The 13,778-nt window shown below is 60.7% G+C and carries 11 protein-coding genes; 4 read left to right on the plus strand and 7 right to left on the minus strand.

Features of this window, described 5'->3' with window-relative positions; all coding sequences use genetic code 11:
- Window positions 1-71: 71 nt before the first annotated feature.
- Both INQ47_RS03180 and INQ47_RS03185 read right to left on the minus strand, forming a co-directional pair.
- Window positions 72-1,028: an AraC family transcriptional regulator gene (locus INQ47_RS03180; protein WP_404701075.1), complete on the minus strand. Its 957-nt coding sequence runs from the start codon at window positions 1,026-1,028 to the stop codon at window positions 72-74.
- Window positions 1,029-1,328: 300 nt separating this feature from the next.
- The gene (locus INQ47_RS03185; RefSeq protein ID WP_404701076.1) at window positions 1,329-2,090 is read right to left on the minus strand and encodes a hypothetical protein; all 762 of its coding nucleotides are present in this window, start codon (window positions 2,088-2,090) and stop codon (window positions 1,329-1,331) included.
- A gap of 352 nt (window positions 2,091-2,442) precedes the next feature.
- Between INQ47_RS03185 and INQ47_RS03190 the strand changes: the two genes are divergently transcribed.
- A complete protein-coding gene (locus INQ47_RS03190; protein ID WP_404701077.1) occupies window positions 2,443-3,828 on the plus strand; it encodes a hypothetical protein in 1,386 nt (461 codons plus the stop codon).
- Window positions 3,829-3,901: 73 nt separating this feature from the next.
- Here INQ47_RS03190 and hisN read toward each other — a convergent pair whose 3' ends face one another.
- The gene (hisN, locus tag INQ47_RS03195) at window positions 3,902-4,693 is read right to left on the minus strand and encodes a histidinol-phosphatase (protein WP_404701078.1); all 792 of its coding nucleotides are present in this window, start codon (window positions 4,691-4,693) and stop codon (window positions 3,902-3,904) included.
- Window positions 4,694-4,818: 125 nt separating this feature from the next.
- On the opposite strand from hisN, the gene INQ47_RS03200 reads away from it, so the two are divergent.
- A complete protein-coding gene (locus tag INQ47_RS03200) occupies window positions 4,819-5,709 on the plus strand; it encodes a universal stress protein (RefSeq protein WP_404701079.1) in 891 nt (296 codons plus the stop codon).
- A 255-nt stretch (window positions 5,710-5,964) separates the two neighbouring features.
- Window positions 5,965-8,091 (plus strand): TonB-dependent siderophore receptor, encoded by a 2,127-nt coding sequence (locus tag INQ47_RS03205; RefSeq protein WP_404701080.1) that lies wholly within the window; start codon window positions 5,965-5,967, stop codon window positions 8,089-8,091.
- A 31-nt stretch (window positions 8,092-8,122) separates the two neighbouring features.
- On the opposite strand, the gene INQ47_RS03210 is transcribed toward INQ47_RS03205, so the two are convergent.
- The 3 genes from INQ47_RS03210 to INQ47_RS03220 all read right to left on the minus strand — a co-directional run bounded on the left by INQ47_RS03210 (window position 8,123) and on the right by INQ47_RS03220 (window position 10,336).
- Complete coding sequence (locus tag INQ47_RS03210; protein WP_252461311.1) at window positions 8,123-8,644, minus strand: acyloxyacyl hydrolase; 522 nt, start codon at window positions 8,642-8,644, stop codon at window positions 8,123-8,125.
- 254 nt (window positions 8,645-8,898) lie between these two features.
- Complete coding sequence (locus INQ47_RS03215; protein ID WP_404701081.1) at window positions 8,899-9,342, minus strand: carboxypeptidase regulatory-like domain-containing protein; 444 nt, start codon at window positions 9,340-9,342, stop codon at window positions 8,899-8,901.
- 127 nt (window positions 9,343-9,469) lie between these two features.
- Complete coding sequence (locus INQ47_RS03220) at window positions 9,470-10,336, minus strand: putrescine utilization regulator PtrR (protein ID WP_028697444.1); 867 nt, start codon at window positions 10,334-10,336, stop codon at window positions 9,470-9,472.
- 107 nt (window positions 10,337-10,443) lie between these two features.
- On the opposite strand from INQ47_RS03220, the gene INQ47_RS03225 reads away from it, so the two are divergent.
- Window positions 10,444-11,829, plus strand: a complete 1,386-nt coding sequence (locus INQ47_RS03225) for an aldehyde dehydrogenase family protein (protein WP_404701082.1) — start codon at window positions 10,444-10,446, stop codon at window positions 11,827-11,829.
- Between the two features lie 37 nt (window positions 11,830-11,866).
- Here the strand turns inward: INQ47_RS03225 and INQ47_RS03230 are convergent, their stop codons facing one another.
- Complete coding sequence (locus tag INQ47_RS03230; RefSeq protein WP_252461309.1) at window positions 11,867-13,777, minus strand: AAA family ATPase; 1,911 nt, start codon at window positions 13,775-13,777, stop codon at window positions 11,867-11,869.
- Window position 13,778 lies beyond the last annotated feature (1 nt).

The raw sequence follows: 13,778 nt of genomic DNA on the forward strand, positions 1-13,778 counted from the left end.
CGTTTTGTGCAGGTTGAGGTGACAGGTTCAAGCGTCTCTTCGCGGGCGTACCCGCGAGAGACCAGTACGGTTCATCGCCGGTTGCGCAAGGTTTCGGACGGCAATTCGCCAAACTGCTGCCGATACACCTCGGAAAAACGCCCGAGGTGCAGGAAGCCATAATCCATGGCCAGTTCGGTCACGCTACGTACCGAGCAACTGGCATCGGCCAGGCAGGCACGCACCTGTTCCAGCTTGCGTTGTCGCACGTACTGCTTGGGTGTGGTCTGCAGGTGCCGGTCGAACAGCGCATACAACGAGCGCAGGCTCATGCACGCCTGCTCCGCCAGCGCCTCCGCTGTTAGCTCGAACTTAAGGTTGCGGTCGATGTACTCGATGATCCGCTCCAGGCTTGCACCCGGTGAGCTGAGGCTCTCACGGCGAATATTGGTGCTCATCAGGGTCAGCAACTTGCTGGCGACGATCTGGCTGTAATGGCCCTGCACCCTGGGCAGTGAATCGCCCACTTCCGCCTCATGGCAAACCATGGCCAGCAGGTTCACGAAGCCATCCAGCTCATCCAGCCGGTAATGATTGCGCAAGAACCGCACGCCCCCATCAGGCCGCTGCCAGCGCTGTTCATCGCAGATCGAGTCCAGCAGCCGGGTTGGCACCTTGAGGATGAACTTCTCGCAGTCTTCCGAATAGGTGAGGTCAACCGGGTCGTCCGGGTTAATCAGCAGCAGCTCGCCCGGTACCAGGTGCTGCTCGCGCTTGTGCCCGCGCCACAGGCAGTTGCCATTGAGCAAGACTTGCAGGTGGTAGATGGTTTCCAGCGCGGGCGACGTCACGCGAACACTGCCGCCATAGCTGATACGGCACAGGTCGAGCTCGGCGAACTTGCGATGGCTGAGGCTGGCCTGGGGGTGGGTGGTGCGGGACAGACCGATGCAATGCTGGCCTACATGCTGGTTCACATAATCGGACACAGCGTAAGGGTCGGCGTGGTGAAACACGCTACTGCGCTCGCTCAGCAGGCGGCTTTCCATAGGCAAGGCACTCGGTATCGTTATTGTTCTGGTCGCCGCGCCCTACCGCCTTGTCGGCTGTGGTTGCGGTCATCACGGTCATTCTATCGGGCTGGCTGCGCGTCGCAGGGGCAGGCGACAGCCGGCGGATAGGGGACACTACAGCAAAAAGGCGGGGGTTGGGCAATGCAACGATGGGATTGGCTGGGCGGATAGCGGACAGGTCCGGCGTCATGCTTGTTCGTTAATCGAACAGTATCTTCCGGTACTCGCGTAGCCTGCACATGGCGGCGGACCAAGCGCTCCTGCAACGACCGTCATTCACTGCACCGGTAGGAAGTTCATCAGCAACAGGCTCTGCGCGTAGTTCAAGCCTATGCGCCGATAACGCTCATCCAGCAACTCGGCCAGCAAGTCCAGCCGCGCGACGATCTTGCCGAACTCAACGGCAAAACTCAGGTTGCTGCCCTCCTCCGAGATCTCGTTCGAGAACAGCAACAGCACCCCGTTGGCATCTTGCCGCTGACTGAGCATCCATGTCGCCTTCTCGATATTGCGCGCAGCGTTGTTGATGAACAGGGGGTCGATGGTATCGGTCATGTAGAACTCGGTACGCCCGCCATGCGCGGTGATCAGCATGCTGCCAATGGCGTAGATGAAGGCGCCGACCCGGTCCCCGCGAAACTCGGGGCTCAGGGCGTAGCTCAAGGCTGCAAGGTCACGGCGGTTGCCCAGTTGCGGCAGCGGCCGGCGCTGTTCGATGGCGATGCGGATCTGTCGCTCGGCGGTGGCGGCATCAAGGTAGCCAGACACCTTCCACTGGTTGGGGTTGCGCAGGTACAGCTTGTTCATCAGCAGGTACAGGCTTTGCAAGTTGTCGCGCATCGACAGCGTGGCCAGGCGGTCGACGCTGGTCTGGAACAGCTCGCTGGGTTTGCCGTTGCCGAGCTGGTTGACCATGTCACGGCCTTGCTGCTGAGTACAGGCGCACAGGCATGCGAGGGCGCCTGTCAGTAGCAGGCGGGGAAAGAAATTTGAGTCGTTTGAAGCCATCGGCACAGGTTCTAGATTCGGCGGCCACATTGGAGATAAATAGGGCCTGGCCAAGCATAGAGCCCGGAAAATGGAAAAAGTGCAGTGCGGTAAGAAACAATGAACCTGACGTTGATAGCACGCCCCGATTCAAGCCCTGATGCAGCCAGGCGTCCCCCTGGACAGTTAAACCTGCTCACCTGATACGTGGGTGGTCCGGGTCAGGTAGGTCCAACACATGTTGAGTGTTTCGTTGAAACCAGGGGATCTGAAAGTACGAATTATATAAATTACCCTGCTGTTACACCTTAGCACACCGGGCAGCGAGCATCACCTGACAGATTTGATAGTACCCAGGCCTGCCAGAATGAGTTGATACTCTGCATTTCTCGGAGGAAACATCATGAGCGAGCTTGATAATAAAGCGGGCACGTTGGATCTGAAGTTTGGCGACCAGGGCTATGCCGATCTACCTAAACCTGAGAATGCCCAAACCATCCCAACTTCCTATTCCTGGAAAATTGACGCAGCGGGCCGAATGATATGGATCGCCGGAACCGTCGTTGATAACAAGATCTATAGCTATTGGACATCACTGGATGCACAGGGCAAACCCGAACCAGTCTTCGTCGAAATCGAAGATTCCCCTTTAGACCCTGAGCTGAGAGATGAAAGAGAAATCCGTTTCATCACGATTGCAAAAATCGACGGAAGTTTGAGGTTCATCACCCACTCTAAATGTGCCACATTTAAAAATAACGACTGGTTATATCACGCCGTCGTTGGCCACTTTCAAAGCAATTACCTCCCCCTTGAAGGCTTCGGCACGAAGGGCATGATACGGGTCCAACCCGAGGACGAGTCGTCCACGCCAGCTGCATCCAGCGCTATCTCTGAATACCAACGTTCAGAAGCAGATGCTTCGAAAAAAACAAGCAATTCAGACCAACTGCAACAGGCAGAAGTCAAGGAGGCCGCCGTCTCGGGAGCAGCCTCCCGTAGCGTATTAGTCGGCAAGACGATCAAAACCTTGTACGCTTCTTCGCACTTTTTGCAACCGAACAGTCAGAAGCTCTGGCTTGCCTTGCATGATGCTCAGACCGGTGAGCCAGTGGCCGGTCTCGGCCCGAATGAAGACAAGAGCCAGTGGCAGATTAAAGATTTTATCGGTAGTGATGGCCCATTCGTACCTACGGACGCCCATTTCTTCGAGGACGGCGGGTTTGCCCTGACAGGCATGGAGGAGACCGAGAGCTTTGTCGCCAGGTACAAAAGTAATGGGCAACTGGATCTCGATTTCAACAAAATCGGGTACCTGAATTTTGGTAGCCACAACATTCAGCTTGGCGCAGATGAGCACATAATCGTCGTCGCGCTGGGCAGCATTCTATCGAACGATTCCGTGAAGCTGTTGGTCAAGGTCTGCGACAAGCACACAGGCGAGCCGGATACTGCGTTCAACGGAACCGGCACCCTTAGTATCGACCTTGACATAGACGCGAAGATCAGGGCGTTTCATGCAGGAACGGTCATCATCGGTCCAACCGGTGCCATCTACATTGCGGGAAACCTATATATACTTGACGGCGACTCGATTTCGCATAGAGGCATCATTTACAGAATTACCCACGACGGGAAACCGGATGTAAGTTTCGGGTCGGGAGGGCGCTATCTGGTGCCCGATGAGGTGACGAGAATATCCGATGCGCAGTTAGGGCCCAACGGCCTCCGATTCGTTGCAATGCGCAATGACAACAGCGGTTATTGCGCCATGCAACTCTTGATCTGAGCCCCGTTAAAGCCAGTGACAAGCCATTGCATGAACGCAGGGCTCGTCACATGCCGCGGTCATTCCAGCGATTTCATTGTGCCTGGCGCAGCATGTCCAGCACCTGCGCATGCAGCACCGGGTCACCGCAAGCCACCACGCACCCGCCATTCTGCGCCGAACTGCCATCCCACGCCGTAATCACGCCACCCGCCCCTTCGATGATCGGCATCAGCGCCTGTACGTCATACGGCTGAAGGCTCGCTTCGACAATCACGTCGACAAAGCCCGAGGCCAGCATGCAGTAGGCATAGCAATCACCGCCATAACGCATCAGCCGCGCCTTGCCGGCGACCGCTTCGAATGCCGCCTTGCGCTCGGCGGTGTCGAACATGTCCGGCGTGGTGCACATCAGCGTGGCGGCAGACAGGTCGGCGCAGGCACGTGTCTTCAGGGGCGTGCCACTGCGCCAGGCGCCTGCCGGGGTACCCACGAAACGTTCGCCGGTGAACGGTTGGTTCATCACGCCCAGCACGGGGCGGGTGCCGTCATTCAGGGCAATCAAGGTGCCCCACAGCGGCAAGCCGGTAATGAAGGCGCGGGTGCCATCGATCGGGTCCAGCACCCAGGTCAACGGGCTGCTGCCCACTGCAACGCCGGCCTCTTCGCCAAGAATGCCGTGCTCGGGGTAACGTGCCTGGATCAACTCACGCATGGCGTCTTCGGCGGCCTTGTCGGCCACGGTCACCGGGTCGTACAGACGCCCGCCCTTGTCCTCGACATCCAGGCTGGCGCGGAAGTACGGCGCGATCGCTGCAGCGGCAGCATCGGCCAATTGCTCGGCAAAGGCGCGATACTCAACGATCTGTTCAGCACTCAGGGACATGGGACGGGCCTCGTGACAATGATGGGGCACGCATCATACCCGACACATCGCCCCGGTGTACGCTGCGGCAGACTAGACTGAACATGACCAAATCACTGGGGGGCTGCCACACGTGGAGGTGTGCGATGAGCCAGTTCAAACGTCTGTTCGTCATGCTGGGCCCGCAAATGCGTCATACGCCTGCGCTGCAACGCGCTGCGGCGTTGGCGGAATCCAGCGGTGCCCTGCTGGATATCAATGTGTTCGTCGACGACGTCGACACCTTTGGCTTGATGAGCGATGGTCGTGAGCGTGAGCGGCTGCTCAGCGACAACCGCCAATGGCTGGCGGATGAGGCCGAACAGCTGAGCGATGCCGGCGTGGACGTGTCCACCGAGCTGTTGTTGACCCGCGACCCGCTGGGCAGCGTACTGGAACGGGTCGAACGGCTGGGCTGCGATCTGCTGGTCAAGGACGTGCAGCACGAGCCCGTTCTCAAACGCCTGCTGGTCACGCCGCTGGACTGGCAGTTGCTCAAGGACAGCCCGGTCGCCGTACACCTGATCAGTGACATTCGCCTGCCCCTGCCACGGCAGATCGCTGCCGCGGTGGACCTGAACAGCCACGGCGCTGGCGAGCACCTGGACGAGCAGGTAATTCACTGCGCCCATGACCTGGCCCTGCAGTGCAACGCCGAACTGCACCTGCTGCATGTATGCGACGCGGCCAAGACCCACATCGCCGACTTCGGTGCCGGTGCGGTCACCATGCCCGGCTTCGATGGCAGCGTGCGTACCGCGCAGCGGGCGGCGTTCAACCGCCTGGGCGACCATCACCAGATTCCGCTGGAGCGCCGGCACTTCCTCGAAGGGGCTGCGACCAGGGCAATTGCCCAGTTCGTCGGCCACAACCGGGTGGACGTGATAGTCATGGGCAGCCATCGGCATGACGCCATGCAGACATTCCTGGGCGGGACAACAGCGCATGTGCTGGAACACCCGCTGTGCAATGTGTTGGCGATCAAGGCGGTTCGCTGAGCTTCAGCAGCCTGCCCCGGGGCCAGGCAGGAATAACCTTGTACTGTGAAGAGGCACTTCCAGCCACGGAGCAGCTTATAACCTGTCGGCCCCTCCGCAGTTCCTGCCGGCACTGTTGTCACTGACGCTTTATCTGCGTTGGTTTCTGGTACACCAGTGCCACTAAAAATGAATGCATTTGATAATGATTCGTAGTATGTTCGCGGCATTTACCGACCTAGCCCCTCAGCGCCCTATTCAAGGATCGTACCGTCGATGCGCCGCACGTTCGTTTCGCTTTGTGTGCTTCATGCTGTCTCCCCGCTGGCCTTTGCCGAGCCTGAACCGCTCAGCGACCCTGCCCAGATCGAACTCCAGGCCCTGAGCATCACCAGTACTGCCGACAGCGAACGCGCCGACGGCCCGGTCGAAGGTTACAAGGCCAGCCGCTCGGCCAGTGCCACCCGCACCGACACGGCGCTGCACGAAACCCCGCAATCGGTCAGCGTGGTGCCCAAGGATGTGCTGGTAGACACGGGCGCCACGCGCCTGCAGGACGGCCTGGACTACGCCGGTGGTGTCGGCCGCGCCAACAACTTCGGCGGCCAGGGCCTGACAACCTTCACCGTGCGTGGCTTCACGACCGGTGAGTTCTACCGCAACGGCTTTCCGATCAACCGCGGCTACCCCAATGCCCCGGATGCCAACACCGTCGAGCGCCTGGAGGTCATCCGTGGCCCGGCCAGCAGCCTGTACGGCCGTGGCGACCCTGGCGGTACGTTCAACGTGGTCAGCAAGCAGCCGTTGCCCGAGTCCAAGGTCACCCTTGGCAGCCAGTTCGACGACCAGGGCATGCACCGTGCCACCCTCGATGCCACCGGGCCGCTGAGCCAGGACGGCTCGCTGGCCTACCGCCTGAACATACTGGGTGAAGGTGGCGACAGCTTCCGCGACGATGTCGAAAGCGAACGCTACGATGTCGCCCCGGTCATCAGCTGGCAGGTCAATGACGCCACGAAGATCACCTTCGAAGGCGATTTCATGCGCAACAACCACCCCCTCGATCGCGGCCTGACCCGCTACCCCACCCAGACCGGCAGCGCCTCGCGCGATACCTATATCTGGGAAAAAGGCAGCGACAACCTGCTGCATAACGACAACAACATGGCGCAGCTGCGTTTCGAGCACCTGCTCAATGACGACTGGACTTTGGCAGGTGGGTTCCAGTTCCTTGATGGTTCGCTCAAGGGTAATGCAGTCGAGGGGAGCAATTTACTGCCAGACGGCCGCACCCTGCAGCGGAACTTCAACTACCGCAAGCTGGAATGGACCGACCGTGACTGGCAATTGAACCTGACCGGGCATTTCGATACCGGTACGCTCAGCCACACTTTGCTGACCGGTGTCGAATACGAGAACTACGACTACAACTCGATCATCCAGCGTTCCTCGGCAGCCTACCCGATCGACATCTACAACCCGGTACTGGGCCAGCCGCGCCCGGCACTGGACCGCACCACCACCTGGGACAAGGAAAACCTGCAGACGTGGGCGTTCTTCATTCAGGACCAGGTAGCGCTGACCGAGCGATTGAAGGCGCTGGCGGGTGTGCGCTTCGAGCGTTTCGAACATGACTATGACAACAAGCTGAACAATGCCGGCGATTTCAGCAAGGGCGAAAACGGCGTTACACCCCGCCTTGGCTTGATCTACGACCTGACCGATACCCTGGCGGCCTACGCCAATACCGCACGTTCGTTCAAGCCCAATACGGGCACGCCGGCCAGTGGCGGCGGTTTCGACCCAGAGAAAGGCAAGTCCTACGAGCTGGGTGTGAAATGGGAGTCACTCGACCGCCAGTTGAGTGTCGACGCGGCGATCTACCACATCGTCAAGGAAAACGTACTGGCCAACGACCCGAGCGACCTTACTGGTACTTACAAGATCGCGGCCGGCGAGGTGCGCAGCCGTGGCCTGGACATCAACATCGCCGGCAACCTCACCCCCGAATGGCGCGTGATCGGTGGCTATGCCTACGTGGACGCCGAAGTCACCAAGGACACTACCCTGCCCAAGGGAACGCGCCTGGCCAATATCCCGCGCAACACCTTCAGCCTGCTGAACACCTACGAGTTCCAGGATGGCCTGGCCAAAGGCCTTGGACTGGGCGTAGGCGTGAAGTATGTCGACGACCGTGCGGGGCAGACATCGGCAGCCACTTACACGATGGAACGCTACAGCGTGGTCGACCTGTTGAGCTTCTACAAGGTCAACGAACACGTGCGGTTGAACCTGGACGTGAAGAATGTGTTCAACAATGGGTATGACGAGGGGGCGTTCAACAGCTACGTATACCCCGGCGCACCGCGCACGGTGCAGGCCGGCGTTTCGTATACCTTCTGAATTGCCGGGGCCGCGCCGCGGCCCCGTAATGTCAGAACGCTGTGCTGTAGAACAGCGAGTACGACTCGATGCCGTCGTTTGGCTGCTTTATCCCGGCGTTGGAGTAGTGCATGGCACGGATGCCTACCTTCTGTTCTCCCGGCAACTTCAGGCCAAAGCCGATGCGGTCTTCGAAGTTGACCGACGACCCCAGGCGCTGGTCCCCCACGTCGGTCTTTGAAAACGCTGCCAGGCCAATACCTGCCTCGATGTAAGGCGTGTAGGTAAAGCCGCTGAACTCATACGTGAACACCGGGCTGAACGACAGCGAATGCGCACCACTGGCATCGCCACCTTCCCAATAGGTATAGGCCGCATCCCAGTAACCGCTCACATGGCCGGCGCTGCTTTCCAGCCATGTCTTGTCCCAGTCGAACGACATGCCGATACGGTAGGTCATGTCACCTTGGCCAGTGGCGCCCACGGCGCCTGATATCTGCGCAGCCTGAACCAGATCGGCCCCGGCAAAGGCCAGCACTGCAACGGCCAGCGAAGCGGCTAGACGGGTTTTCATCAACGACTCTCCTGATGGTCTACACGGCAAGCGGGGGCTTGGGCCCCTCGATGTTTTGCGCTGACCGGTGCATCCAGACCGGTCATACGAAGTAATACTTCTCTGATTATTGTCCAGATAATCAGAAAGTTGGAAGTGTATTGCCACTATTGACTAAAACACTTGGTAACGATGTGCCTTGCCGGGCACAGGAATTCACGAGGCGTGACTCTACCTCAGGCAGGAGTACATCCGTACTCCTGCCCACCCCTTCATCAACGCCAATTAAGGTTAACGGTCGTGGGGGCCTTGCCCGTCACGGCCGCCCACTGCTGCACCGACTGACCTTGGGCATTGCCAATGACCTTGTATTTGCCGGGCGGCAGCTGCACATACAGCAGTGGCCCGGCATCGCTGACGCTGAGTACGGGCTGGCCCTGGGCATTCTGGATATCGACCGAAGCCCCGCTCTGGAACTTGCCTTCCGGACCGGTCGAAAGCTCTACGTGCAGGTCATAACCCGCGGTCTTGCGCAGGGCATTGGCCTCGTCCTGGCCGATACCGCCCTGCAGGTAGCGCACGCCATTCTGCTCTTGCGGTTGCAACTGCACGGCCTGCATGTCGATGGGGGCATTGAGGTCGGCAGCGGCGGCCAGGGTCCATGGCAGGGCCAGGCTAATCAGCAAGGCAGCGCCGAGCGCATAGTGATGGTTACGCATGGTACGACCCTCCTTTTCGAGGATGGCTTACCTGTTATTTGATCCTCCCAGCGAAGGGGTGTTCGTGCTGATGCCTGGTCATGTAGATGAAATTCACTTCAGATAATCAGGTTATCGAGCGAAAACATCAGCTTGCGCGACCTTCTTCAAGCAATTTCACGAACATGCTCAAACTGCGCGAGACCGTACCCCGTCGCCATACCAGCCAGGTTTTCAGGTAACGGAAGTCCTCCGACATTGGCCAGGCGCTGACGGTGCTGCACCCGGGCATATTGTCGAGCATGCTGCGCGGCAGCATGGCCAGGCCGGCGCCAGCGCTGACGCATGCCAACATGCCGTGGTACGACTCCATTTCGTGGATCTTGCCCGGTACCGCCTGGTCTTTTACGAACCAGTTTTCGAAGTGATGGCGGTATGAACAGTTGGCGCGGAAGGCGTAGATGCTTTCACCGTTCACGTCCTGGGCGCGGGTTACCGGTGTATGGTTGAGCGGCGCAATGACCATCATCTCTTCCTCGAACACCGGTATGCCCTCCAGCGTCGGGTGCAGCACCGGGCCGTCGACGAACGCAGCCACCAGGCGACCAGACAGCACGCCTTCGAGCATGGTCCCGGAGGGCCCGGTGGACAGGTCAAGGTCAACCTTGGGGTAGCGCTGGTTATAGGCCGCCAGCAACGCGGGGATGCGCACCGCCGCCGTGCTCTCCAGTGATCCGAGGGCAAAGGTGCCCTGCGGGTCTTCACCCGCCACGGTCAGCCGCGCCTCATGGACCAGGTCGAGGATGCGCCGGGTATATTCGAGGAAGTTCCAACCCGCAGGCGACAGGCGCAGGCGGCTCTTCTCGCGAATGAACAGCTCTACCCCCAAGTCCTCCTCCAGTTGCTTGATGCGCGTGGTCAGGTTCGACGGCACCCGATGGATGTGCTGCGCGGCGGCGCTGATGCTGCCCTGCTCTGCCACAGCCTTGAAGATCTCCAGTTGCACCAGGTCCACAGCCATTCTCCAAACGTGAATGTTTCGCTCATTATTATTCAGTTTTCATTAAAGCCATAGCCCACTAGTCTGGCCTCACTGATTAACAACAACGAGAGTGTCCCGCCATGAGCGCGATCAGCAGCCTGACCCACGCCATCTCCCTCGACCCGTACAGCGGCGAGCAGATCGGCGCCTACCCGTTCGACACCGACGCCGCACTGGAAGCGGCGCTGCAACGTGCCAAGGTTGGCTACCGCCAGTGGCGCCAGGTGTCGCTGGGTCAGCGCAGCGAGTACCTGCTGGCCCTGGCCGGCACCCTCGAAGCCAAGGCTGAAGCTTTCGCGCACATGATCAGCCGCGAAATTGGCAAGCCGATCGCCCAGGCTCGCGGTGAAGTCAGCAAGTGTGTGGGCCTGTGCCGCTGGTACGCCGAGCACGGCCCGGCCATGCTTGCCGCCGAGCCGACCCAGGTCGAAAAAGCCCGTATCGAATACCGCCCGCTAGGCCCGATCCTGGCCGTGATGCCTTGGAACTTCCCGGTCTGGCAGGTGCTGCGCGGCGCCGTGCCGGCGATTCTGGCGGGTAACACCTACGTGCTCAAGCATGCACCGAACGTGATGGGCAGCGCCTACCTGATGGCTGAGCTGTTCAAGGATGCCGGCCTGCCGGAAGGCGTGTTCGAAGTGCTGAACGTGACCCCGGATGGCGTCACCCGCGCCATCAACGATCCGCGCATCGCCGCCGTGACCCTGACCGGCAGCGTGCGTGCCGGCATGGCGATTGGTGCACAGGCCGGCGCCGCGCTGAAGAAGTGCGTGTTGGAGCTGGGTGGCTCCGATCCCTTCATCGTGCTGGCCGATGCCGACCTGGATGCCGCCGTCCAGGCCGCGGTGATAGGCCGCTACCAGAATACCGGCCAGGTGTGCGCCGCCGCCAAGCGCCTGATCGTGGAAGCCAGCATCGTCGACGCGTTCACCCACAAGTTCGTTGAGGCCACTCGCCAGCTGAAAATCGGCAACCCGCTGGAGGACGACACCTATATCGGCCCGATGGCCCGCTACGACCTGCGCGACGAGTTGGACGGCCAGGTTCAGGCGACGTTGGCCGAAGGCGCCACGTTGCTGCTGGGCGGCAACAAAGTCGAAGGCGTGGCCAACTTCTACGCACCGACCGTGTTCGCCAATGTCACCCCGGACATGACCGCGTTCAAGCAGGAGCTGTTCGGCCCGGTAGCGGCGATCATCACGGCACGCGATGCCGACCATGCCGTGGAACTGGCCAACGACAGCGAGTTTGGCCTGGCCTCGACCATCTACACAGCCGACTATGCGCTGGCCGAACGCATGACCGCTGCACTGGATACCGGTGGCGTGTTCATCAACGGCTACTGCGCTTCCGACCCCCGCGTGGCGTTTGGTGGCGTGAAGAAGAGCGGTTTCGGCCGTGAGCTGTCGCACTTTGGGGTGCGCGAGTTCACCAATGCCCAGACGGTGTGGCTGGACCGTAACTGATTCATGACCCTGGGGCTGCTTTGCAGCCCCATCTGCGTCAATCCCGAACCTGGTCCTTGACCCAGTCCAGCATCCCCCCCGGCACGATCAGTTCATGCCTTGCCCGCGAACAGGCGGTATACAACCCCGCCAGCATACGCGCCCGTTCATTGCGGTTACCCGCCACCTGTGGCGCCACCATCAGCTCCGGCGACACCATCACCCGGGCAAACTCCATGTTCTTCACATCCCGTACACGCCCCAGGAACAATTTCGGCGCCTTGTCCCAGCGGTAACGGCTCTTGGCCTTGGCAAAGTGCTCCGGCGTGTAGCCCTTGCGCAGCATGTTGGCCACGGCGACAAACGCTTTGTCATCGCCCTTGTCCTGCTCCAGCGCCTGCCAGCTGGCATAGCGGAACAGCATCGGGTGGCGCGGCCGCGTGCCGTAGCGGTACAGCTCGATGCAGTCCTCGACGAACAGTTCAAAGTCCTTGCGAGCGCTTTTCAGCAACAAGAACGGCACCCCCTGATGCGTCAGGCGCTGGAACCAGCCAAACAGGCCCCATTCATCATCGACGATAAGCGCCGTGGGCTGTTCCGGCACCATCACCGTGTCGAAGAAGCTGACCCGGGTGTAGTGCTCGGCATTGCCACTGAAGGCTGCCTGGATCGTGGCCGGGTGCGCCTGGATCAGCGGGTTGAGCACATTGTCCATTGCCGGCCCGGCGCGCAGTGAGTGGTCAATGCAGCGTTGGCGGATGAAGCTGCCATGGTGCGGGCTGAGGCCGTTGAGGTTTTGCAGTTCGTCACCCAGGGTAATGATCGACTGTGGACTGCGATCGAGTACCGCCAGCATCGGTGCCGACAACTCGTGGGCCTCGTCGACGATGACATGGGTGTAACGGCTGTCGATCACATGTTCGGTCAGCGACAGCAGCTTGACCCGGTGGTAGTCACGCACCGGCAGCTGAATGTCCCGCGCCGACGGGCGAATCAGCTCTTGCCAGTACAGGCGCGCCTTTTCCAGCAGCACCTCCTGATCCAGCGGCGAGGTGCCAGGCCCGGCCCAGGGCAAGTGGTGCAGTTGAAGCTGGGTATCGGCACTGTGGCAGAACGTGCGCACGGCGCGGATGCACAAGGCAACCACGTCACGCGCTGCGAGCGGGCCGATATCAGGGATGGCCAACCAGCGCACCACTTGCGCTTCCTGGGGGCGCCAGGACAGCTTGGTGCGATACGGATCGCGCAGTCGCCAGCCGTTGCTGGTGAGGTCGCGGTTGAGCAGTTCGTCAGCCAGTTGGCCGAAGGTCAGCGCGGTATAGGCGGCAGCGTCCTTGACCCGCGCCTGCAGTGCGCGCAACTGCCCTTCGGTCAAGGCCAGCAGCAATGTGCGCTGCGGCTCCAGCAGCCGGGCGAACTGGTGAATCAGGAAGGTCTTGCCGGTGCCGGCGAAACCTTGCACAGCCACAGACTCGTCGACGCCACTGAGGAATTCACGCAGCAGGCGGTTTTGCTGGTCGCTGAGCATCAAGTCGCTGGCCAGCGATGGCAGGTACACAGGGTGCAGCGGCGTGGCCCGTTGGCGGTAGCGGTCGGCGAACTGGAAGTTCCACTGGCCTTCGTCATCCAGCAACTCGTCCGCCTGGTACTCCACTTCGGCCGACAGCAGTGCAATGCCATTTTCGCCCAGCATGCCCAGGCCCATGGCGAACGCTTCGCGATCGAAGTGCTGCGCTACCTGGCCCTGGAAGCGCCCGGGGGCAACACCTTCGACTTGGTTGGCGATGCGCACGATTTCGGCGAAACGACGCTCCTGCGCGTCGGCCGAGGCGGTGGCAGGTTGGCGTGGCAGGTTTTGCACGAACAGCACGGCGGCGGCATCGAGCACACTGGCAGTGGTGAAGAATTCGGTTACAGCCGCGCTGGCGAGGCGGTCAGCCTGGTCGCTGGGCAAAGGCAGGTAGAACATC

The sequence above is a fragment of the Pseudomonas sp. 3HC3 genome, assembly GCF_044904505.1.
Taxonomy (GTDB): Bacteria; Pseudomonadota; Gammaproteobacteria; order Pseudomonadales; family Pseudomonadaceae; genus Aquipseudomonas; species Aquipseudomonas putida_Y.